The sequence below is a fragment of the Crenothrix polyspora genome (assembly GCF_900163755.1).
GTDB classification, from domain to species: Bacteria; Pseudomonadota; Gammaproteobacteria; order Methylococcales; family Methylomonadaceae; genus Crenothrix; species Crenothrix polyspora.
In genome coordinates this window covers 43,717-66,654 of the sequence record NZ_FUKI01000101.1, presented here as the reverse complement: position 1 = coordinate 66,654, position 22,938 = coordinate 43,717, and the positions used below count along the sequence as shown (strand labels likewise).

General features: G+C 45.9%; 17 protein-coding genes. 9 read left to right on the top strand and 8 right to left on the bottom strand.

Annotation, left to right across the window (positions count from 1 at the left end; all coding sequences use genetic code 11):
* Nucleotides 1–124: 124 nt before the first annotated feature.
* Genes CRENPOLYSF2_RS07580 through CRENPOLYSF2_RS07555 form a run of 6 tightly spaced genes read left to right on the top strand, consistent with a single transcriptional unit; the run spans nucleotide 125 to nucleotide 7,545 of the window.
* On the top strand, nucleotides 125–832 hold the full coding sequence (locus tag CRENPOLYSF2_RS07580) for a GspH/FimT family pseudopilin (protein ID WP_087143351.1): 708 nt from the start codon (nucleotides 125–127) through the stop codon (nucleotides 830–832).
* 9 nt (nucleotides 833–841) lie between these two features.
* Nucleotides 842–1,324, top strand: coding sequence for a type IV pilus modification protein PilV (gene pilV / locus CRENPOLYSF2_RS07575; RefSeq protein ID WP_087143350.1), 483 nt, complete (start codon nucleotides 842–844; stop codon nucleotides 1,322–1,324).
* Nucleotides 1,321–2,364: a PilW family protein gene (locus CRENPOLYSF2_RS07570; protein ID WP_245807939.1), complete on the top strand. Its 1,044-nt coding sequence runs from the start codon at nucleotides 1,321–1,323 to the stop codon at nucleotides 2,362–2,364. The genes pilV and CRENPOLYSF2_RS07570 overlap by 4 nt, the downstream gene beginning before the upstream one ends.
* Before the next feature lie 16 nt (nucleotides 2,365–2,380).
* On the top strand, nucleotides 2,381–2,929 hold the full coding sequence (locus CRENPOLYSF2_RS07565) for a pilus assembly PilX family protein (protein ID WP_087143349.1): 549 nt from the start codon (nucleotides 2,381–2,383) through the stop codon (nucleotides 2,927–2,929).
* Between the two features lie 16 nt (nucleotides 2,930–2,945).
* Complete coding sequence (locus tag CRENPOLYSF2_RS07560; protein WP_087143348.1) at nucleotides 2,946–7,013, top strand: pilus assembly protein; 4,068 nt, start codon at nucleotides 2,946–2,948, stop codon at nucleotides 7,011–7,013.
* Between the two features lie 55 nt (nucleotides 7,014–7,068).
* On the top strand, nucleotides 7,069–7,545 hold the full coding sequence (locus tag CRENPOLYSF2_RS07555) for a type IV pilin protein (RefSeq protein ID WP_087143374.1): 477 nt from the start codon (nucleotides 7,069–7,071) through the stop codon (nucleotides 7,543–7,545).
* Between the two features lie 224 nt (nucleotides 7,546–7,769).
* Here the strand turns inward: CRENPOLYSF2_RS07555 and CRENPOLYSF2_RS07550 are convergent, their stop codons facing one another.
* Entirely contained in the window at nucleotides 7,770–9,101 is a 1,332-nt protein-coding gene (locus CRENPOLYSF2_RS07550; protein ID WP_140396824.1) for a hypothetical protein, read from the bottom strand.
* Nucleotides 9,102–9,203: 102 nt separating this feature from the next.
* On the opposite strand from CRENPOLYSF2_RS07550, the gene CRENPOLYSF2_RS07545 reads away from it, so the two are divergent.
* Nucleotides 9,204–9,932, top strand: a complete 729-nt coding sequence (locus tag CRENPOLYSF2_RS07545; protein ID WP_087143346.1) for a 4'-phosphopantetheinyl transferase family protein — start codon at nucleotides 9,204–9,206, stop codon at nucleotides 9,930–9,932.
* On the opposite strand, the gene CRENPOLYSF2_RS07540 is transcribed toward CRENPOLYSF2_RS07545, so the two are convergent.
* From CRENPOLYSF2_RS07540 to CRENPOLYSF2_RS07525, 4 genes are all read right to left on the bottom strand, one after another.
* Nucleotides 9,907–10,821, bottom strand: coding sequence for a cupin-like domain-containing protein (locus tag CRENPOLYSF2_RS07540; protein ID WP_087143345.1), 915 nt, complete (start codon nucleotides 10,819–10,821; stop codon nucleotides 9,907–9,909). The genes CRENPOLYSF2_RS07545 and CRENPOLYSF2_RS07540 overlap by 26 nt on opposite strands.
* Entirely contained in the window at nucleotides 10,815–15,128 is a 4,314-nt protein-coding gene (locus CRENPOLYSF2_RS07535; protein WP_087143344.1) for a Pls/PosA family non-ribosomal peptide synthetase, read from the bottom strand. The genes CRENPOLYSF2_RS07540 and CRENPOLYSF2_RS07535 overlap by 7 nt, the downstream gene beginning before the upstream one ends.
* Nucleotides 15,125–16,468, bottom strand: a complete 1,344-nt coding sequence (gene ectB / locus CRENPOLYSF2_RS07530) for a diaminobutyrate--2-oxoglutarate transaminase (protein WP_087143343.1) — start codon at nucleotides 16,466–16,468, stop codon at nucleotides 15,125–15,127. Before ectB ends, CRENPOLYSF2_RS07535 begins: the two co-directional genes overlap by 4 nt.
* Before the next feature lie 1,049 nt (nucleotides 16,469–17,517).
* Nucleotides 17,518–17,859, bottom strand: coding sequence for a DUF2782 domain-containing protein (locus CRENPOLYSF2_RS07525; protein ID WP_087143342.1), 342 nt, complete (start codon nucleotides 17,857–17,859; stop codon nucleotides 17,518–17,520).
* A 252-nt stretch (nucleotides 17,860–18,111) separates the two neighbouring features.
* Here CRENPOLYSF2_RS07525 and CRENPOLYSF2_RS07520 point away from each other — a divergent pair, with 252 nt between their 5' ends.
* Both CRENPOLYSF2_RS07520 and CRENPOLYSF2_RS07515 read left to right on the top strand, forming a co-directional pair.
* Nucleotides 18,112–18,750 carry a ribonuclease T2 family protein gene (locus tag CRENPOLYSF2_RS07520; protein ID WP_087143341.1) on the top strand — a complete coding sequence of 213 codons (639 nt, stop codon included), beginning with the start codon at nucleotides 18,112–18,114 and terminating at the stop codon, nucleotides 18,748–18,750.
* 48 nt (nucleotides 18,751–18,798) lie between these two features.
* Complete coding sequence (locus tag CRENPOLYSF2_RS07515) at nucleotides 18,799–19,215, top strand: EamA family transporter (protein ID WP_087143340.1); 417 nt, start codon at nucleotides 18,799–18,801, stop codon at nucleotides 19,213–19,215.
* 39 nt (nucleotides 19,216–19,254) lie between these two features.
* Here the strand turns inward: CRENPOLYSF2_RS07515 and CRENPOLYSF2_RS07510 are convergent, their stop codons facing one another.
* From CRENPOLYSF2_RS07510 to hemL, 3 genes are all read right to left on the bottom strand, one after another.
* The gene (locus tag CRENPOLYSF2_RS07510; RefSeq protein WP_087143339.1) at nucleotides 19,255–19,716 is read right to left on the bottom strand and encodes a hypothetical protein; all 462 of its coding nucleotides are present in this window, start codon (nucleotides 19,714–19,716) and stop codon (nucleotides 19,255–19,257) included.
* Nucleotides 19,717–19,845: 129 nt separating this feature from the next.
* A complete protein-coding gene (locus CRENPOLYSF2_RS07505) occupies nucleotides 19,846–20,799 on the bottom strand; it encodes a hypothetical protein (protein WP_087143338.1) in 954 nt (317 codons plus the stop codon).
* A gap of 831 nt (nucleotides 20,800–21,630) precedes the next feature.
* Entirely contained in the window at nucleotides 21,631–22,911 is a 1,281-nt protein-coding gene (gene hemL / locus CRENPOLYSF2_RS07500) for a glutamate-1-semialdehyde 2,1-aminomutase (protein WP_087143337.1), read from the bottom strand.
* Nucleotides 22,912–22,938: the final 27 nt, after the last annotated feature.

Below are 22,938 nucleotides of genomic sequence, written 5' to 3'. Positions count from 1 at the left end.
GCTTTTTTATTCCCTCTGCACAAACATAATTTTGTGCCTATAATTATTCTTATGCTTTAAGTGATAATAGCGCTTTATCCTTTCATTTAACAGGTAGGTAGCTTGGCTACTTAGAATATCGACTATGCTCAAAAAATCGTTAAGAGCGTCAGGATTTTCCCTGATTGAATTGATTATTACCGTGACTATCGTTGGCATATTATCGGCAATAGCCATTCCCTCATTTAGCAATATTATCAGCAATAATCGCTTAACCGCTTACAGCAATGAATTTGTAGGCGCATTAAATTTAGCCCGCAGCGAAGCGATAAAACGTGGCACACAAGTGACTGTTGAGCGCTTAGGGGGCGCAAGTGAAACCAAAAACTGGCAATGGGGCTGGCAGGTATTCGTCGATATTGCTGATCAGCCCCCCGGAAATAAGCTGTTCGAATTTAAGGACAATAACAATGCCCAGCGTTGTGAAATTGATAGCAATGGCGCAGCAATAGAAGATTGTGTGTTGCGGACCTATACAAAAGCAGTGGCTGACCCATATAACCTGACTAAGTCTGAACAATTTTTACCAAACAACTTTACCTTAATCAGTCATGCCAATAGCGCCGATGCCATTGGTTTTAACAGCACCGGCAAAAATGTTGTCAAAAGCTCAGGTCTTGCTAACACCACGTTAATACTGTGCGACACCAATCGCAGCACACCCGATAACCTAGAATCAGCAAAAGTCATTATCCTTAATAACACCGGACGTATCCGGCTAGGTATTGACAGTGATAGCAATGGGATTCCAGAAAATGGTATTAATAAAAACATCAGCAGTTGCACGCCTTAAAGCACAACGATGAATAAACATAACGGCTTTACTTTAATTGAAGTCCTCATTGCCATGATGCTATTGGCAGTAGGCTTGCTAGGCTTGGCTGCTTTACAAGCGCACAGCCTTAAAAATAATCAAAGTGCATATTACCGTAGCCAAGCCACCCAGCTGGCTTACGATATTGCCGATAGAATGCGTGTTAATACCAGCGTTTTGGACAAGTATCTGTCCAGCTTTATGAAGCCCGAAGAGGCACAGGCGCAAACAGAGCATTGCTTAAAAATCTCTACAACATGCACACCTGAAAAAATGGCCGAGCATGATCTTTTTGAATGGAATGCCGCCATACACACTGCTATTTTAAAAAACGCTACCGGCACAATAGTTAAAACAGGCGCAGAAGTAAAAACCTACACCATCACTATCGCATGGGATGAAAAGCGTGATGACGACCATGATGAAAAAACCCTTGAAAAAACCAGCTTCGATATGAGCTTCCGTTTGTGAGCCATCGTGTGTATACCACCCAGCAACAAGGCTTTACGCTGATTGAGCTAATGGTGACATTATTACTGGGGTTATTTTTACTCGGTGGTATATTACAGATTTTTACCCACAGCAAAAAAACCTACCGCACACAAACTGCACTGGCAGAACTGCAAGAAAATGGCCGCTATGCAATAGACTTTTTAAGCAAAGATCTCCGTATGGCAGGGTTTATAGGCTGTAGCAGCCAAGCCACATTAACCAACACCCTAAATACCCCCAACGATTTTTTCTACCGCTTTGATAAAGCCATCGAAGGCTTTGAAGCCAGCTCAGCAAAAGCATGGACACCGGCACTACCCAGCGCCGCCCTGCCCTCTGCGCTAACAGGCTCCGACATTATCAGCCTTCGTCGTGTTAATGAGCAAAGCTTTACAGTCAACGCTCACCCATCCGCCACCTCAGCAATAACACTGGATACCAGCGTAACTAGAACACAGTTAAAAAGCGCTGGTTTTTTAAATGCTTCAAACACCAATAACTGTGCGCTAGCGGCGGTATCCAATTGCTCATCAGCGACGGTGTTTCAAATCAGCAACATAACCGGTAACACACTTAGCCACACCACAGACGGCAGTTGTACGCCTAAAAACAGAACAACTGACTTAAAATCCACTTATGTACAGGGGCAAGTTTGGCCGATTAACACCGTTAGTTATTACATCCGAAAGAACCCTGCTAACCAGCCTGCGTTGTACCGCAAACAGGATACCGACAATGCCGAAGAATTGATTGAAGGCATAGAACAAATGCAGATTGTTTACGGCGTGGACAGTGACATCCGCCCCGATAAAACCCCTAACTACTACGTAACCGCCAATGCAGTAAGCGATTGGCAAAAAGTGCTGAGCATACGTATTAGCCTGTTAATTGTGAGTACACAAGATAATCTAACCGACAATCCCCTCAGTTATACCTATAACGGCACAACACACAGCGGCGACCGGCACTTAAGAAAAGTTTTTACCTCAACTATTGCGCTGCGTAATCGACTAACGTAATCAACGATACCTACTTATGCGCCAATATTCTAAACAGCAAGCGGGCATCGTATTAGTCGTTAGTTTAATTGTCATGTTACTGCTAACCCTGATCGGCACCACCGCCGTACATACCGCAACCCTAGAGGAAAAAATAGCTGGCAACACACGCAATCGTGATCTGGCCTTTCAGGCGGCAGAATCGGCATTATTGGCGGGTGAATCCTATGTCGGCAGTCTCGAAACGACTGCGTTTAACTGTAAAAACGGTTTATTTAAAGCACGAGATATTAATTGCGATGGCACACAAGAAGCCATCGACATCTGGGAAAATCCAGCTATTTGGAGCGACAATAGCCAATCTATAGCCTACATTGCTGACAAGAATACGCCCCCATCCACTGACTTAGCACAGCGCAGTGCATACCCCCGTTACATCATAGAAATAATAAACACCGTATGCACAACGCCAGCACGACCTTGCCCTATTGCCGATCAACAAAAAAACTACCGCGTTACCGCGCGCGCAACCGGTAGCTCAGTTGATTCCGTAGTGATGTTGCAATCTATTTATTCACTGCTTTAATAGATGGAGCGCTATTATGTCTAGGCGATTAGCACGATATCACGTTGCATTTAACGCGTTTAAACAGCACACCCACCCCATTGCAAAAAATTTTCGCCCCGTACCAAGTCTGTACTTAATAGCCGTATTATTACCCAATACCAGTGCTGCCGCATTAGCACAATCGCCGCTGTTTTTAACACTAAGCCCCGATCCTAACGTGTTAATTAATTTCTCTGCACAAGAACCAATGGGCGGTGCAGCTTACAGTGATCAGCCAGGCAATCCGGCAGGCTGTAAAGGTCGTATTGATAACGTACTGGGGGATAGTGCTGCGGATAATGTCGGTAGCTGTTATTTTCCTGATAACGACTATTTGGGTTATTTCGATGCTAAAAAATGTTATGACTACAGCACAGATCACTTTAATCCTGGCGACATGGCGATTAAGCATACCTGCTCAGCCAGTATAAACGGACGTTGGAGCGGCAATTTCCTCAACTGGGTCAGCATGACCGCCATCGACGAATTTATCTGGGCTATGACCGGCGGTAACCGGATAAGCGACACCCCAGCCAACACCGTGGTGCAACGAGCATTAAGCCACCCGTCATGGTTTCCGGTTAAAGTGATTAATCACCGCCTTAATGTTGCACCCGCTAGCGTTACACCTTATACCAATAGCAGCTTATATTTTGATAACGCGCCGCCCAGCACAAATAATACGCGGCAAGGGGCTTTTGTTATGCACGTAGGCACTGGCTACGCCAATGCAAGTAGCCGCACACCGGATAAAGGTATATTCAACATCCATATTAAATTGTGTGAAAACCCCCACAACAAAGAAGCCAATTGCACCGCCTACACTACTAACGGTAACAGGTATTATAAACCCGAAGGTTTATTACAAAAAAATGCCAGCGCTAAACGCTTCGCCTTAAACAGTTACCCAGCAGATAACACAGCCCGTCAGCAAGGGGGAGTATTACGCGCAAACATGAAATATATCGGCCCGCTAAAACCTGATGCCAGCGGCGCTGTTATTACCAACCCCAACGCAGAATTTAGTAGCGATGGCCTGCTGGTTCATAACCCTGATGGCGGCACAGATGGCTTAAACAGCGGCATCATTAATTACCTTAACCAATTTAGCAACAGCGGTTATCCACACTTTTCACCTACTGTTGACTTGTTCTATCAGGGCATTCGCTACTTTAAAAATCAAGATCCAACACCTGAAACACACACCGGCATTCGCCGCACAGCCACAGACAACAAAACAGACGGTTTCTGGTTTTATAAGGCGCACGAATGGCAAGATCCTATCCAATATGCCTGCCAGAAAAATACTATCATTGCTGTCAACGCTGGGTATCCTTGGCAAAATAAATCACAAACCAGTATCGAGCTTTCAAGCCCTGTTATCAATAATACCGCTGAAAACGCTAACAGCAACGGGGCTATACTCACACCCGCTGATAGCGATATTAACGTCAAAGCCCTCACCGACCAAGTTGGCGCACTGGAAAATGGCCAACGTTACCAACCAGAAAAATCAGCGGCTTATAGCTTTGATCTGACTAATTTTACCACTACTGACAGTGCCGACAAGGCAATTTGTATCCGTAAAAACATTGTTGACACGGGTCTTGGTAGCGTTATCAACAGTTGTACTAACAGTGCCGAACAAAGCTTTGAAACACACGATAATCCATACCTTCTTGCAGGTTTAGCGTGGTATGCCAATAGCCAAGACTTACGCACCGACCTAACAGGCGCACAAACTATTAACACCTACGTGATTGGCAACACCTCCCCGAATACAGGCCCCAATAACCCGTTGTGGCTCACTGCAAAATACGGCGGTTTTATAGACAGTAATGCCGACAACAACCCCAATACAGTAGCTACGACAAACAGTGAGTGGGACAACAACACGGACGGCGAACCCGATCATTATTTACAGCTCAGCGAACCCTTAACATTAATCAGCGCATTAAACACAGCGTCTACTTCTTTAGCACAACCAGCGGCTTCCGCAAGCGCCGTTACCAGCAACACGGCTCATTTAACTGACGAAACCCAAATTTTTCAGGCAACCTTCAATAGTCAAGACTGGAGTGGCGCATTAAAGGCATTCGCTGTTGATAACAGCGGCACACTAACACCAACTTGGGAGGCGTGGATTCCAGCGCCAAACGAACGGGCTATTTATACTTATAACCCCACTGCCAAAGCTGGCGCACACGGCATTGTTTTTCAATGGGAGGCACTGAGTAAAGACACCGACACACCCGCACCCGTGCCATTTTCACAGCAACATTATTTAAATACCTTGAATACGGCTGTGAAATCCCACACCGGTGCGCTCCGATTAAACTGGTTACGCGGCCTTACTGATATCGAAAAAACCAATAATACCGACAACACCCGTAGCCCTGTTTTTAGAAAAAGAAATCGACTACTCGGTGATATTGTAAATTCTGAACCGGTATTTGTCGGTACACAAGACTATGGTTACGGCACGTTAGCCAGTATAGGCGGCAGCTATAATAACTTTCGACACAATATCGATTATAGCACCCGTCGGCCTATGCTATACGCGGGTGCTAACGACGGTATGTTGCATGGCTTTGATGCCAGTGCCGTAAAGGGGGGTAAAGAAACATTTGCCTACGTTCCCAATGCCCTATTCCCCGAACTCAGCAAACTCCCAGAAGCCAACTACAGCCATCAATATTATGTCGATGGTGCATTAGGTGTGGGCGATGTCTATGATGGATCACAGTGGCACAGCCTACTAGCAGGTACAACCGGCGCTGGCGCACGCGCGGTTTTTGCACTGGATATTACCTATCCTGATAGCTTTAGCAGCCAGCAAGTTTTGTGGGAGTTTAGCAATACTGACGATACCGACTTAGGCTACACCTTAGCACAGCCCAGCGTGGTTAGGCTGCAAGACGGCCACTGGGCGGTGCTTGTCAGTAATGGTTATGACAGTGACAATGGCCACGCGGTATTGTTTATTTTAGATGCACTGACCGGCGCGGTATTACAAAAACTTGATACTGACGCGGGTACAACAGCGCGTAAAAATGGTCTGTCTTCTCCCGTCGCGGTCGATACCAATAATGATCACGGTGTTGATAGCGTATATGCCGGCGATTTATACGGCAATCTGTGGAAATTCGATTTATCTGCCAGTGCTGGCAACTGGCCAGTGCCGATCAAACCTTTATTTGTAGCATGCACCGCAGCGGGCACCGCCTGTAATTCTAGCAATCGGCAAGCAATTACCGGCAAACCCACGCTAGGCAAAGTCGGCTTAGATCAAAATAACACCGGCCTTATGGTTTACTTTGGCACCGGCAAATATATTGATACCAGCGATAATAGTATCGGCACACAGCCACAACTACAAACGTTTTACGGTATCTGGGATCAAGGCACAACTATTGCTGATCGCGCTAGCTTACAAGAGCAAAGTATAAGCTACCAAGGCTTTGCCAACACACGCTGTGCGTCCGGCACGGGTGCATGCGCCACCACCCAATCAATTCGTGTGCTGTCAAAAAATACCGTCTGTTACAGCGCTGCCAGCCCAGCGTGTACAGCCAGCAGTGTGCATAAAAACGGTTGGGCATTAAATTTAGTTGCAGAGCCTTACACACTGGCACAAGGTGAGCGGGTTATCAGTTCGCCGTTACTGCACAAAGGCAGCATTATGTTTTCCACGACTATCCCCAACCCCGATTCCTGCCAGTTTGGCGGCAAAGCATTTTTAATGCAGCTTGATGCCTTAACCGGCGGCGAATTTAATGCGGCAGTGCTTGATGTCAATAACGATAACACCGTGGATGCACACGATAAACTAACAATACCCGATGACAATCAACACGGCGCAAAAGACAGTCTTGAACATTTTGCAGCGGGCATTGATCTTGATATGGGGTTGATTAAAACACCGCTTGTTATTGAAGGCAGTGACAGCCGCGTTAGCTTTAAATATATTAATAACTCTGCGGCTAAAATAATACGGCTTAGTGGTTTAGCCGCTAGCACTAATGCAAAAGGCACTCGTAAATCTTGGCGACAATTGCAGTAACCTGCACCAACACACCGAGTTATTCACTATGTATAAGCCATTCAGGATGCACACCATGACACAAAAACAACACGGTTTTACATTGATTGAGTTGATGATTTCTGTGGCAATTGTTGGTATTTTGGCCAGCATTGCTGTGCCTAATTACCAAAATCATATTAAAAAAGCCCGTCGAGAAGATGCCAAGGCTGCTTTGCTATCGTTTGCTAATGCAATGGAAAGACACTACAGCGAAACCAACAGCTATTGCGATGCTGCTATCGATACCAGTACCGAGGCTAATATTTGTGGTGATAACAATAAAAAAGACACCGGTGCGCCAGCCATTTATTCTAATAAAAGTCCGGTAGATGGTAATGATCGCTACTATGATTTAAGCATTAAGGAAGCCGATATAACCCGCTACACCTTATGGGCAAAGCCCCTTAATAAAGAAGACGAATGTGGTACATTTATCTTGGATCATACCGGTAAGAGAAGTCTTGATCCGCCCTTAAAATCAGATGATACAACCAGAGCAGATTGTTGGTAATGCATTCAATCACAAAACCCGCGTTATGGTGTTTATGTGTCTTAATTGATGGCTAAAACCTACAGCGTTTTCACAGCTCAATAGTTACAGCGTAACCGTTCGCACTGAGCTTGTCGAAGTGTGCCGTTCATGCTTCAACAAGCTCAGCACGAACGGTGGCTGTAACTGTCCTAAATTGAAAACGCTGTATGTCAATATCACTTCAGCCCATAGACACGTAGCTTTTAACGACGAATTTTTCTTTTCATGCTATTGCGGGTAAGTCCTTTTGCGGCGGCTTGGTCTGTTCCATAAAGATTTGTCATGAATTCAAAAGGAATACTGACAGCGAGGTTAATGGCGTGCGCTGTTTCGCTGTCTTGTTTTAGAAACTGATAGCCTACATCGACAGAAAGGCCTGATTCAAAATAATAACTGGCGAACAATTGCGCATCACTGTCATCAGTGACTGCATTATCGTTATCATGGTCGATAAGGTGGCGGTGCGAATAAGAGATGCCAAATATCCACGGTTTAGTGTCAACGGACAAACTCAGCAAAACAGATGCCGCGCTTTGGTTTTGGCCATTTGCGCCATCCCGATACACAAATTCACCGAAAGGTGAAATTTCCATGTCATTGTCCAGCTCGAATTCCCCGTATATACCGGAGAAAACACTCAGTTCGCTATTTAAATCATCAATACCGGGTAATTGTTTGACAACGCCGACACTGTATTCCCAATCGGGTAAATAAGGTAGCTCATCACCGTGTAGGCTAATCACCCAATTATTGGGTTTGCCGGTGATGGAGAGATTATTATCATTAGTATTCGATGGGGCACGCTGGGTAAAAACAGAACGATTGAGTGTAGTATCTTGAAAGAACACGCCACCATAAAGGGTGTGATCAATATCCAGAAAATGGCCAAGATTCAGCCACGCACGCACACCTATGGTTTCGCTAAGGTCTAAATCACTGCCAGGGAAACTGATAAATAAATTGACAGATCTTTCCCAAATCGAATCGACAAGATTGTCTTCATTGAAGTGATTTACTTTCCCGAAGCCAATGCCACCTAATTCGCCAGAGTATGAAAAATTCAGGGTTTTTAAAAATAACGAAGGGCTTTCAAGCGCGAGATACTCACCATCCCCCTCAGTTTCAAAACTTAATTCCGTACCGAGTTTTAAACCGGCAGTTAGTTGCAGATTTACCAAGCCATACATATTGGCAGACAATCCCGCTTGAGAATCTCCCTCGCTGTCACTTAACCAATCTTGTGCCGCCTCAACCTCACTATTGATAAAACCTGAAAGCTGACCTGGCTCTGCTGATTCATCGTCATCATCATTACCATCTTCTGTTTTTTTATCATCCTTGCCGCCACCAGCAACTTTGTTATCCGTATTGCCCTTGCTTACTTTACCTGCTTTGTCTACTTTATCGATTTTACTGTCTTTGCTGTCTTTGCTGTCTTTGCTGTCGTCATCATCGTCACTGTCATCATCGTCACTGTCATCATCGTCATCGTCATCGTCGATTTTATGGCTGTTTTCTTGGGATTTAGTACCCATTTTATTATACTTATCAGCTGCATTTACCTCTAAAGTAGTGTTGCCATAGAGAATAAAAAACGCCAAAAGGTAATAAATAAGATTGCTACGTGTAGGTAAACGATGACCACTGATACGCGCTTTCCAGAGCTTGAACAGCAATTTATCGTTGCCGGTTGCGATCGTTTGATTGCCGTACATTGGGCTTTAGATATCGAAACTGTTGATAGTCAAAGCCATAACGACATGAAATTTTATACCGGTAATACAGCTCGTCGCCAGGAATTCATCGTTGGTCGAATTTTGGCTCAGCGTGGCCTGGTTAATCTCAAGCAACTGCCTACGCCCATTGCATGCGGCATTGATCGTGAACCCCTTTGGCCTGAGGGTGTAATGGGGTCGATGACACACACGGGTAAGTTTGCCGCCGCTGTCGTATGGCTGCCGAAAACAGGGCAACACCCAGCCGGAATAGGCATTGATGCCGAGCAGTGCGGAAGACGCAATCCTGCTATTTGGCCAACTGTATTCACGACACCAGAAATTGAATACCTTAACCAACAATCCCCATTGGTAAGAGATCAAATGGCAACCTGTCTGTTCAGCGCTAAAGAGGCTGTCTATAAAGCCCAATTCCCTCTCACCCGCCGCTTTATCGAGTTCGAGGAAATTACGCTGCGGATACCTGCGCCAACGACCGTGGATTGCCGCACAGATTGGTTGCGGATCGAACATGACATAAAAGAGCTTGATCCGTTTCATTTTTCGGTTTTCTATTATTATCTAGGAACTATCGTCGTGACGGGTGCGGTCGCCCTTGCCAAATCTAACTCGCTGCAAAATGGTAGTTAGAAATCTCACTCGCGGTAAGCTTCGTCGAACCTACAGGCCGATGGAAATACTGCAATATTTCAAACTCAGGATCACCGTTTGATTGACTGGCCAAATAGCGGGAGAACTCTTTAGCGCCCTGACGATGCACGAAGTTCCAGGTGATAGAAACGGAATCTTCGGTCACGATGACATCATGCAACCAACCGTGCGGAATGTAAACCATCTCCCCTGGGCGCAAAAAGCCATGATAGTCCGGTATTGCCGAAAGACTATCCAGCTTGTCCTCGCGGACATCAACAAAGCCACCAAAAGACGTACCATCGGATGCCTTAGTCAGTTCATCCGCACGTTCTGGCCGGTACAAGGCGACTTCTTTAGTGCCATAAAACTGGCAAACCACGGCATCACTGCAAAACGGATCCCGGTGCAAGCGGGTACGCGCCCCCCGCGCTGCAACCAGCAGGCCACGGTACGGAAACGCATCGCATACCGGATTTGTACCCGCGCCCGCTGCACTAACCGGCACCAAAAAATCAGCCTTGGGCAGACAGTGCGGTGTCCGCCAGACGGCAGCCAAACGCTGAAAGGCTTCATCGCCCCAGGCAAAGTCAACATCTTTTAGCTTGTTATACCAGCGCACATAGGGCACGTTTTCTTCCATCGCGCCCGTTAAGTTGAACCAATCGTCCATATAGTCGCTGAGGCTAAGGATATCCTCCAGATCAAACAGGCTACCGTACAGCAGTGCTGTTAAGTCGCCAAGACTGGCTTTTAAGGCCTCCGGCTTCAATTGGTCGGCATCAAAATCCAGGCCTTTTACAATAACGGGTTGATTCTTCGCGATGTAATTTTCGACGAACTCATCAGCCGATGGCATGTCGATAGCAGTAATGGATTGGCTTACCATTTCTTTGCTCCATTTTTAATGATTAATGTGATGTCCCGTGTCGTGGAAGCTTCGCGCGCAGGATTTCCGAGCCAGCGCGTGCCTTGCTCCATCACCGAGCCTTTCATCAGGAAAGCATCGGCTTCAAGCACGGTGTCGTCATGTATCACCGTTGCGTAATGCACGAAAGCGCCAGTCCCCAACGTACAGCGTGCGCCCATTTTAATCAGGTCGGACTTGAACGTACCGTCCTCAAGTGAATGGGGCTGAAAATGAGAGGAGAAATTCAATGTACAATTGTCGCCAATTTCCACCATGCTAGGCTCAGAAAGTCCTGCGCCGTCGTCAAAGACACCGCGGCCAATCTTAGCGCCTTGCAATCTACGGAAAAATGGCTTCATAGGCGTACCATTGAATAAGGTCAGCAAACCATCAGTGTAGTGAAATTTCCAGAAGCGTTCGTGCGCCCAAAATAAAGGATCGTACAATGAGCAATACAACGGTTGTAGACGACGAAATTTGCACACCAAACGTTCACAAAAAATAGCGAACACTACCGTTAGAAAAATAAAAGCCAGGGATGCAACGGTTAATGCCAGCGTGGTTATTAGGATGGTCGAACCTGAACCGTCCGCGCCAGATACACCGAACAGTTTAAAACAGCCATAACTCAACAATAGACCCAAGCTGACAATCATGCAAGAGCTTAGAAAATATAACCCCAGGGTAACCAGATTCGAGCGCAGTTTTTTTACCAATTGCCGTTTAAGAATGGCGGGCTGTTTAAAGTGATCAAAGCAATGATCACGCGCTACGGTGCGTGGTATCTCGAAAGACGGTGAACCCAGCAGGCCAATATTGGTACGCAACTCGCCATCAATCGGCAGGGCGGCTTTTGTGGCTATCAGGCAATTAGCACCCAAGCGGGCATCGGCCGGATAGTGGATTGAGTTACCTACGTAAGTATCCGCTGGCATGGCAACCTTACGCATAATAAACGACGTGGACGATACCTCCATATTCAACATTTTCAAGCCGTCTGATATCAGCGTGTTACGATTGAACTCACACAGAAACGGGTTGTGATGGCTTTGTTCGATACCAAAGTTAGAGCCGGTCTGGGTGCTGCGTGACAAATCGTAACCAACGGCGGACAGCCAGTAAATGATCATCGAGCTGTCGCCGAATACTTTGTTAAGCAGTTGGTTGTTGCTGAAGCGTGCGATGAGCTTTGCTAGCTCATACTGTAACCCGTAAAGCGGGTGTGCCACCTCCGGCTTAACAAACAAATTTAAGACACGGGGCACAGTAAGGACTACGATTATGAGCAGAAGCAAATTACCGAAGTAGATTACACCTGCGCTAATGGCCGCATTCTCAAGTAACATCCATCCACTCAAATGTATATTCAGGCCGACTGCCGCAATGATTGCATAAAACAACAGTGACACAACCATTACTGTAGCAGGCACTGCAACAAGGCAATGGGTAAGAAGTTGCAAGGTTGTATAAAAAATCTCACGCGACTTTGACACCGGACAAGACGCAACACGGTCAAAATTAGATTTTGACGGTTCTGCGGGTGCCCCCTGGTAAACACAACCTGCCGGAACAGCCTGTCCCTCAAGTAGCGCCGATGTAGTGCCAAGCTGGCTGCCGTCACCGATGGCGGTGAAGATATCAAGTAAGGTGGCTTCACAAATGAGGACATTGGAACCGATACTGATAGTGCCAGGATACAGGTAGCCATTACAGGCGGTATAACCTGGGAGCAAGGCATCTTGCCGGATAACACTGTGCGCGCCGATACTGACAAGGTCAGTACAAATAGGCGGTGTAGGGGTGAGAATAATAGCCCCCTTGCCAACCCGCACACCGAGCAAGCGTAAGTAATCTGAATAGATGGATGTACCGACAAAAAGGATTAACGGATTTCCCTGAATAGCCATCCGCGCAATCCAAAAGCGCAGGTATTTCAAGCTCCACAGCGGAATAGGTTCGGTAGTAAACCGGCCCATGACCAGCCACTTGGTGGCAATCAATATGGCGGCTGTGCCAAAAAAAATACTGCTTGTTGACAAAACCGTACGCAGGTAGATATCAACAAAGCCTACACCGGCGCTAACCCAATGGAAAGCCGCCACTATCGCCAACTCGCTTAAAAACAATGCGATGGCATAGACGGCAATCTGGGCAATAGCCGTTGCGAAACGTGCGGCATTCGAGGCTATGTGCGGCGCTACACCGTGACGTTCGGCGGCGCGCTTTACACCTGCTGGCCTGAAGGGTTCTGCGGATACGGCTTCCTCTGGCTTGACCGCATCTGGCTTGGTTACCTCTGCCTCAGGGGAGGGGCTAACCTTAGCCACTATCGATAGCTTATCCAAGGCGATGGCAAGATCAGCTATCGACGGGTGTTCATAAAGCTGCCGCATAGAAACCCGGCGCAAACCCAGTTGTTTGCGAATAACCGTGGCGTAAGCTGCCATGCTCAAGGAATCGGCACCCAGTTCATCAAAAAAATTGGCCGTCACAGAAACCTGCTCGCGTTTTAAAACATCGGCTAACAACAAGGCAAGTTCACCTTCCCGTGCCGTTCGCGGCTCGACTAATTCAGCGCTGGTTGCGGAAAATTTGCTACCTGACGGCGGTTGTAATGCGTTCCGGTCAGCCTTGCCACTGGCTAAAAGCGGAATCTCATCTAACTGGCTGTAGTAAGCCGGCACCATGTAAGTTGGCAGTGCCGCACGCAGCGCAGCATCAATATGAGCCATGTCGAGTTGTTCGTCAGCTCGCATTGCGGTGAGATAAGCGGCAAGTATTGTGCCAGTACCATCGGGATCGAACGGTTGTACGACCACTTGATCAACACCGTGTACACCCCGCGCTACTGATTCTATCTCGGACAGTTCGATACGGTAACCGCGAATTTTCACCTGGGTGTCTATCCGGCCAAGGTATTCAATTTCGTTGCTGGCATTAATGCGCCCCAAATCTCCGGTGCGGTACAGCCGCCCACAAGGGTTGTCTGGTAAACCTAAAAAGTCAGGGATGAAAGCCCGCGCCGTCTGATCTGGCCGGTTCACATAATCGTCACATAATGCAACACCCGCTATGCAAATCTCACCGGCTTCCCCAGCTTCAAGCGCCTGTCGTGTATCGGGATCAATAATGACCACGGAATAAGTGGGCAATGGCCCGCCGATGGTAATAGGTTTGTTCGGTTCAAGTAACGACCAAGTAGCGGTAACTGTGGTCTCGGTTGGCCCATAGGCATTCAACACACGTCGCCCAGGTATAAGCCACTTGGCGACAACATCGCTAGGGCACGCTTCGCCGGAAACCAGCAGGAAACGCAGTTGTGGTAGAACGGGTTCAAGGGTTGCCAACAAAGTAGGGACGCAGCACAGCGCTGTTACATTACGGGTGGTAAGAAAATCCGTCAAGTCGCTACCGATCAACTTGGCTTGTGACGGCGCGGGCACCAGCGTAGCCCCTGCGGCAAGGGGAACCCACAATTCCTCAAACGAGAAATCGAATGCAATCGTCATGCCCTGATAGACTCGATCCGATGGCACATAGCCATAAAGTGCCGATGCGATGTGGATGAAATTACAAATGCTTGAATGCCGGATAGGCACACCCTTAGGACGGCCAGTCGAACCCGACGTATAAATAATATAGGCCAGCGGATCAGTGGCTATTTGATTGATGACCGGTTTAAACGGCGCTGCTGAAAGTGCGTCTATGTCATCATAACACGCATCCAATGATAAAACTGTCGCATTGACTCCTGTGAATCGATTGGCGAAACCACGCAAGGTGATAACCACGCTGACGGTACTATCCTCCAGCATAAAGTGGATGCGGTCGGTCGGAAATGAGGTGTCTAGCGGCACATAGGCTGCGCCGATTTTTGATGCCGCCAGCACGGCCGCATAAGAATCAATAGATCTATCAAGCAACAGAGCAATGCGTGCGCCAGCGGTGACACCGTGCGCTTCGAAGAATCGCGCAAGACGATTGGCTCTATCAAGCACTTCGGAGTAAGTAACCGCGACCTCACCATAATCTATTGCAAGATGACGGTAAGCCGCCTCCCCAAATTGCAAACACCTACGCTCAAACACATCGTGGAAACGTTCGCCCACTGGATAGACGTTGTTCCAATGACGAGCACTGACTAATACGGCGGCTTCTTGGCAATTATCCGCTTCCACAGGGCCGCGAATAGGGACGTGCTTCAGTTGCCAAGAAGGTGAATAGTTTGCCGACTCACCCTCTATCTGGATGTTTGCACTGCGAGTTCTCTCATAGGCGCGGCTCATGACTTCGCTCCTAGCTTGGACATCTCCTTGGCGATGGCGACATTTACAATCGACAAGCCTTCGGCAAGTACTGCGTCAGGTGTTGTTAAAGGTGCCAAAATTTTGACGACTTGACCACGAGCGCCTGCTGTCTCAATAATAAGACCATCAGCAAAACAACGTTTTGAGATTTTTGCAGCCAGTGCGCCATCACCCACATCGAGACCCAGCATCATACCGCGTCCTTTAATACGTGAACCTGGAACATAGTTTGCCATTTCTTCAAGCGCATCGACGATCAAAGTGCCGCGTCTTTGTACATCAGACATCAGTGCATTGTTAGCCCAGAACTTTTCTAATGCGACAGTCGCTGTCACAAATGCGTGATTGTTGCCCCGGAAAGTGCCATTGTGTTCGCCGGGTAACCATTGGTCGTGTTCCGGACGAATCAACACCAGCGACAGCGGTAAGCCAAAGCCAGACAAAGACTTGGACAGCACGACAATATCGGGGTCTATGCCCAGTGGCTCGAAGCTGAAGAAGCTGCCGGTGCGACCACAGCCAGCCTGGATATCATCAATAATAAGCAAGGCACCGTGCCGTTTTGCAATATCGGCAATCTTCTTCATCCACGCGGCGGAAGCCGTATTCAGCCCACCTTCTCCTTGCACAGTTTCCAGCAAGATAGCCGCTGGGGCATCAAAGCCGCTTGATGGGTCGCTGAGGGCTTTATCCAACATGGCCGCCGTGTCTATTTCGGCACCAAAATAGCCATCGTAAAAAGCCCGCATGACTCCTGGAAGCTGGATAGAAGAGCCCATCCGGTGATGGCGGTTTCCGGTGGCGGCGAGCGCCCCCAGTGACATACCATGAAACCCCTGGGTGAAAGCAATGATTTCGGTGCGGCCTGTTACCTTTCGAGCCAGCTTGAGCGCGGCTTCAACAGCGTTCGTACCTGTAGGTCCTGTAAATTGAAGTCGGTACGATAACGAACGGGGGGCGAGTATAAGGTGATTAAAGGCATCAATAAAGCGTGCTTTAGCCCAAGTGTGCAAGTCTAGGCTATGCGCTACGCCCCCTGCAACAAGATAGTTAATAAGCCCTTGAACCATGTCGGGGTCATTGTGGCCGTAGTTGAGAGCGGAAGCTCCACCTAAGAAATCAATAAAGTGGCGGCCTGTTGCATCTGTCATGTAGCTGCCAGAGGCGCTAACAAATGTCGTGTCGAAGTGACGGCAATAGCTGCGTGCCTGAGACTCCAAATGGAATGCGCTTAACTCAGTTACTGCTGAGACAGGTTCTAATTTTGTTTTGTAGGGTATTATGATTTCATTGCTTACCAACTTGATAGAAACAGCCATGATCTTCTCCAAAATTTAGTTAACTATACGTTAGGTTTTTTAGTACTCATACATCTCCCTATTGTTTGGCTTAATTTTTATACAGCATTTTTATATCAAGTTGATTACACCTAAATGAGGATCAGGCAGAGACTGATCTTAAAACCTAGAGCGTATGTATTAATAGTGAAAACGCTGTATTTATGCACTAACTCCCCTATAAGGATCAGTGTTTTACTTAACATAAAACATGCTAATTACTACACTTAGTAAATAAATTTAACAAATAAATAATATTTTTATATAAACTACTCCCGATTATACGAGGCTATTACAGGAAACTAAAGAACGCTTAGTCGCTAATTTAAACTATGTACACAAAAAAACCCTGCTAACCATTAACAATTTGACATTAAATTAATATATTTTAATGATTAATACGACTGTTCAGCTAATTTGTGTAAATTCAGTTTACATTTTTTATACCTGTAAGTAAATAAGTACGTTATTTTAGATGTTAGAGCATACAAAAATAAAGTCAATGGTATTATTACCTCAAATAAAGTGCATTATTACTATTGACATTATTGTTATTTTTTGATATGAAATTTTGCGTGAAAAACCTCTGAGTTACCGTTAGTTACAGCGTAACCGTTCGCACTGAGCTTGTCGAAGTGTGCCGTTCATGCTTCGACAAACTCAGCACGAACGGTGGCTGTAACTGCCCTAAGGAACGTGCATGAAATAACTTGAACAACTTAAACGCCACCACCGTTCGTGCTGAGCCTGTCGAAGCATGAACTTGCTCAAGTTATTTCGTGCGCGTTCCTTAGTAGATTTTAAATATTGGGAGGGTGTTCAAAGTTTGGCGCGGGATTTTGTGATTTGCTACCAGCAGGTCATAAGCACAATGTCACGCCAGATCGGCATCAAGTGAGCAATGGCTATTCTTCAACGGCGTACGGCTGTTTACTAACTCGCTAAGGAAAAAATACAAACCTTTGGAGCGAAAACATACGCGAGGTAATCGCAGTAAAACAAGGCATAACGGCTATGTGAGCGTCACTGACTTAATGCCACTCCAGCAGTTTCCACATATTAATATTACTGTCTCTGTCTAATTCGCTGCGCCGCACATCCATCTTGCCATCCCCATTGGTATCCATAAAATAATACGGCGGACCAATGTCAGGTATCACCTTTATCATATACAGCTTACCGCCCCTACGATATTCCTGTATAGTTTTCTTGGCCTTACGTACGATAGTAATGTCTGGCTCCATTTCTTCGCCACTTTCTACCACTGCGGGCGACTCCGGTGCCTCCTCAGGCACGGCCTCAAGCACGGGGGGTTGTTCTTCATCTGCAAACACAGGGAATGCCAAAAGACTAAGGAGAATAAAGCGATACATAGTAAGCTCTGTTAAAATGAAACAGTTGCTATCTTATTATAGTTTTTGCTGACTTGCTGAATTAATCAACACACCACCATAAAACTATTTTTCTTGGCTGCATACTTTAGCTTTTAACCGTAGAAATTAACGATAAATACGCAATAACCCGCGATGACTTAAAGCTGAAAAAACAATACCCCTCACGCAGGCAGCTCAACCTACATTTTTTCGCGTATTAAATTGGTAGCCCAATAACCCAAGAGATTAACCATGAAATACCTACTGAATAGCTTATTGATTTTAGCAACACTGTGCATACCAACCACAAATGCCGCCGCCAAAAAACCATTTGATTATTACGTGTTAAGTCTGTCTTGGTCACCGGAATTTTGCTCTACACACCCTAAAGATAATCAATGTATGCGCAACTATGGCGCGGTACTGCATGGCTTATGGCCACAATATGATAAAGGCTATCCACAATCGTGCAGTAAAGAATTATTGCCTAAAAGCTTACTGGATAGTTTTGCAACACTTTACCCCAGCGCCAAATTAGCCGTACACGAATGGCTAAAACACGGCACATGTTCAGAATTGTCTCCACGCGATTATTTAGATCTATCCCAAAATTTGAAACAATCGGTGCTGATACCCCGTGTTTTGCAAAATTTGACCAAACCCCTACGCGTAACCAGCGCACAGCTCAATGAATTAATATTGGTCGACAACCCAAAGCTAACTAAAAATGCGATTGCCTTTTCTTGTGTAGACGGGGGGCGTTTTTTACAAGAAATCTATGTTTGTTTTGACAAAAAAGGCCAAACCGCCAAAACTTGCGGTATTGATATACAGCGTCGTAGCCGGTTAAGTTGTGGCCGTGCTAATTTTTTGATACGTAATGTGCGTTAAGTTAACGCGCTTTATCTTTGCCTTACAACACACAGACACAGTTCTGAAATGCTAAAGTTCGCAGTGCTGTCGATGTTTTTTGCTGGCTTTACCTCAGTCATTGCAAAAGTGGGCTTAACCGGCATCTCCGGCGAACTGGGCTTAAGCGTTCGTACTTTATTCGTCAGTGTGTTGGTATTGGGCTTTGCTGCGGTTGCCGTGCCATTGCACGAGTGGTCTACGCTCACCCGCAGTAATATAACGTGGTTGGGAGCATCTGGCTTAACCACAACATTGTCATGGATTTTTTATTACAAAGCACTAAAACTGGGTGATGTGGCTACTGTTGCTCTGATTGATAAAGGCAGTGTTGTCGTGGCGATTATCCTGGCTTGGCTGTTGCTAAAAGAAACCATTAGCGTCCGTGTCATTATGGGCGCTTTGTTAATTATTGCAGGGCTTTTGGTGATCGCCAAAAAACCTTAACGGTCAGATAGTTAATTACGCAACAAGCCAATAAACCCGCTATTGGTTTTGTGTCATCGTCCATTCTGTACCGGTATGTACCCCACTAGCGGATTGACAATGAAACTCAAGCGCATAGTTCTCTAGCCCTTTTGCGGTGGTGGCAGATTTATTGACTAAAACAGTGTAATCCCCTGCACCTTTTGTCAAACTGGCAGCCGGACTGTAACCGGCATCAGCATCAACTTTATCAATACTCGGTACACTGGCTAATCCACTTTTAATAATCTGCACACTTATTTCTGAAGCTAACTTAGGCGCATTGTCTTTAACATGAACAAAAATTTTGTTAGGTATCCCTGCACCACTTTCATCATCAAAACAATTAATGAGATAAACATCTGTTGCCGCTGCACCTGTGGTTTTTTTACCCAGGCTACCGGTTTGGCTATGCGCTAATACACAGTCGGCAACAGTCATCAGCCCCATAATTAACATTACGCTTTTAAAAAAGTTTTTCATACTAATCTCTTGGTTGAAACACTATTTCAATCGCCGTGAATAACGGCGATAGACCTGGCAAACTTTTAAAATCTGACAGGCCTGATTTAAATACCGTCTGTTACTAATTTGGTGTAAATCTCAAAAATATTAGAAATTTATACTGCCTTTGGTAAAGGGTTGTGTGTTGCGCGCGGTTAAGTAAGTATCAAAATCTACCCCCAAAGGCTCAACGCTTACATCCACCGGCGTACCTGTACACTTAGCAATATCAGCAGCACTATTATTAATCGTCATTGTTGTCCAAAAAGCAGGGCTGGCGGCGGCAGTGGCTGTTGCAGGAGTATCTTTTTGCAATAAATCTACATCGTTATACAATTTGCTGCCACCTTCTAGCACTGGGAACCACCAATCTGCACGGTTATTATCGCCATTACCCGCTGGCATTTTGGTATACACACTTGCACCCGGTACATTACGCTGTATTCCGCCGTTATCAAAGCCTGTCACTCTGGGTACTGTATCGCCAAAGGCATCTTTGGGTTGTAAATACGGCCCTTTTGCATCAGTAGCCGCATTTCTACCCAAATCACACCAATTGATAACCCCAATGCGCACTTTTAAGCTTTTTACACAGTTATCAGCAATCAGTGGCGCAGTTATTTTAAACGGTGTAACCGTGTTTAATTTAGGTTCCATTGCCCCTTTACTCCAATGCAAAGCATGAACATTGCCTAGTCTATCGACGATTTCTTGGCTAGTGCGAAAAGCCGAACTTAAGCCTGCAAAACCTGTTACACCTAATTTTAATGTTGTACCCGCCTCAATGACGTTGCCACCATCACCACCGATTGTTTTTGCACCATTTTTTCGCCACACCACGTTATCTAACAAAGGAAATACAGCAGATTGCCCAAGCACAGGGTATTGCTCCGCATAGGCCGCGCCTTCAGAGCCTGAGCAACCATGGCCAATAGTAAAGCCATTGAAACTGGGCTTACCTTCGTCAACTTGGTCTCTTACACCGGTGTGTGCGTAAGCTTGGCTTGCAAACAGGCTAACGAATGAACACAGCGCTAGTTTTTTAAAAGATGAATGAATCATTGAATATTCCTCAGGGTATTTTATTATTCGGATTTTTTTAAAATTCTTTTTATGCCAGTGATTTTAGCCACTAGTGCCTAAGTACAGCATTATCTATGCCATCATCGAGCTAACCACACTATACTAACTTTTACTCTTAAAAAGATAATTAATTGAATTTAAACAATATATTTTCTGGCGATTTTTGGAATTTGTCATGCCGATAACAATAAAAGCGAGCAAAAAAATTTCATTATTATATTCGATCTAAAAAAACAGGTGATATGACACAGTTTTATTTTAAAAAAGTTATTATTTATAAACAACTTATAACAACTAGGTGATATGACACAATTTTAGTGCGTTAAAAGACATAGTTTAATTAAAATAAAGCTACAAAAAAAATGACCGGTACGATCAAAAAAAATCCTAGCTTACTGAATCAGTAGGGTGTGTCATACGTATCATTTCAATTGAAATTAGGCCACCCAAAAGCGACCAAAAAAATTATCCACGAAAAACAGAAAATATAAATGCTTCTTCATATTTTTCGTGTCTTTCGTAAACATATACAGCGTTTTCACAGTTCAATAGTTACAGCGTAACCGTTCCGCACTGAGCTTGTCGAAGTGTGCCATTCATGCTTCGACAAGCTCAGCACGAGCGGTGGCTGTAACTGTCCTAAGGAACGTGCATGAAATAACTTGAACAACTTAAACGCCACCACCGTTCGTGCTGAGCCTGTCGAAGCATGAACTTGCTCAAGTTATTTCGTGCGCGTTCCTAAGTTGAAAACGCTGTAAAATTTTATCGGGGATATTCTTCCGTGCAAATCAACTTAGCTGAAGAGTTTTATAAGCTTTTGAATACACGCTCAGCACTGGCCAGTGTCTGAGCTAAGTCATCATCGCTATGCGCCATAGATACAAATCCCGCCTCAAAAGCAGACGGTGCTAAATAAACCCCAGCTTCCAGCATGGCATGAAAAAAGCGTTTAAACAGCACCTGATCCGATTGCATCACCTGTGCAAAGCACGTCATATTGTCTTGTGCATTAAAATACAAGCCAAACATACCGCCAACTTGCGTGGTGGTAAAGGCAACACCTGCTTGTTGGGCGCGGGCTTTTAAACCTTCAGTCAATAATTTGGCTTTTGCCGCCAGTGTTGGGTAAAAATCCGGCTGCATTAACAAGTCCAGGGTTTTTAGGCCAGCGGCCATCGCCACCGGATTACCAGACAACGTACCCGCCTGATAAACAGGGCCTAGCGGTGCTAAACATTCCATAATGTCACGTCGCCCACCAAACGCACCTACCGGCACACCGCCGCCAATGATTTTACCCAGTGTCGTTAAATCTGGGGTAATGTTGTATAAACCTTGTGCGCCGTTTAACGCCACCCTAAAGCCGGTCATCACTTCGTCAAAAATCAGTACACTGTGATATTGGTCACAGACTTGGCGCAGTGTTTCAAGAAAGCCTGCCACGGGCGGAATACAATTCATATTGCCTGCCACGGGTTCTACAATGATGCAAGCAATTTGCTCGCCAATTTCGGCAAACAGAGCTTTAACGGCAGCGCTGTCGTTGTAAGGCAGGGTGATGGTATTTTCGGCAACTGCCGCAGTAACCCCAGGCGAACTGGGTACGCCCAGCGTTAACGCACCTGAACCTGCTTTCACTAATAAAGAATCGGAATGACCGTGGTAACAGCCTTCAAATTTAACAATTTTATCGCGACCCGTATAGCCTCTGGCCAAACGGATGGCACTCATGGTAGCTTCTGTGCCAGAGCTGACCATTCTTACCAGATCAATTGATGGTAATAAGGCACAAATACGTTGTGCCATAAGGGTTTCAATCTCTGTGGGAGCGCCAAAACTTAAGCCTTTGTCAACAGCGGCTTTAACGGCAGCAATCACGTCGGGGTGCGCGTGCCCCAGTATCATCGGCCCCCAGGAACCGACATAATCAATATAACGTTTTCCGGTGCTGTCAAAAATATGCGCACCTAAGGCATGATCAATAAAAACCGGTGTGCCGCCTACACCGCTGAATGATCGGACGGGTGAATTTACACCGCCAGGAATAACGTGTTTAGCATCGGAAAATAATGTAGAAGAGTTGATCATAATCAAATTATAAGTAAGTAATAGTGT

Coding starts and splice junctions, on each gene's coding strand:
- CRENPOLYSF2_RS07580 (WP_087143351.1), top strand. CDS start 125: ATGCTCAAAAAATCGTTAAGAGCGTCAGGATTTTCCCTGATTGAATTG.
- pilV (WP_087143350.1), top strand. CDS start 842: ATGAATAAACATAACGGCTTTACTTTAATTGAAGTCCTCATTGCCATG.
- CRENPOLYSF2_RS07565 (WP_087143349.1), top strand. CDS start 2,381: ATGCGCCAATATTCTAAACAGCAAGCGGGCATCGTATTAGTCGTTAGT.
- CRENPOLYSF2_RS07560 (WP_087143348.1), top strand. CDS start 2,946: ATGTCTAGGCGATTAGCACGATATCACGTTGCATTTAACGCGTTTAAA.
- CRENPOLYSF2_RS07555 (WP_087143374.1), top strand. CDS start 7,069: ATGACACAAAAACAACACGGTTTTACATTGATTGAGTTGATGATTTCT.
- CRENPOLYSF2_RS07550 (WP_140396824.1), bottom strand. CDS start 9,101: ATGGGTACTAAATCCCAAGAAAACAGCCATAAAATCGACGATGACGAT.
- CRENPOLYSF2_RS07545 (WP_087143346.1), top strand. CDS start 9,204: ATGACCACTGATACGCGCTTTCCAGAGCTTGAACAGCAATTTATCGTT.
- CRENPOLYSF2_RS07540 (WP_087143345.1), bottom strand. CDS start 10,821: ATGGTAAGCCAATCCATTACTGCTATCGACATGCCATCGGCTGATGAG.
- CRENPOLYSF2_RS07535 (WP_087143344.1), bottom strand. CDS start 15,128: ATGAGCCGCGCCTATGAGAGAACTCGCAGTGCAAACATCCAGATAGAG.
- ectB (WP_087143343.1), bottom strand. CDS start 16,468: ATGGCTGTTTCTATCAAGTTGGTAAGCAATGAAATCATAATACCCTAC.
- CRENPOLYSF2_RS07525 (WP_087143342.1), bottom strand. CDS start 17,859: ATGTATCGCTTTATTCTCCTTAGTCTTTTGGCATTCCCTGTGTTTGCA.
- CRENPOLYSF2_RS07520 (WP_087143341.1), top strand. CDS start 18,112: ATGAAATACCTACTGAATAGCTTATTGATTTTAGCAACACTGTGCATA.
- CRENPOLYSF2_RS07515 (WP_087143340.1), top strand. CDS start 18,799: ATGCTAAAGTTCGCAGTGCTGTCGATGTTTTTTGCTGGCTTTACCTCA.
- CRENPOLYSF2_RS07510 (WP_087143339.1), bottom strand. CDS start 19,716: ATGAAAAACTTTTTTAAAAGCGTAATGTTAATTATGGGGCTGATGACT.
- CRENPOLYSF2_RS07505 (WP_087143338.1), bottom strand. CDS start 20,799: ATGATTCATTCATCTTTTAAAAAACTAGCGCTGTGTTCATTCGTTAGC.
- hemL (WP_087143337.1), bottom strand. CDS start 22,911: ATGATCAACTCTTCTACATTATTTTCCGATGCTAAACACGTTATTCCT.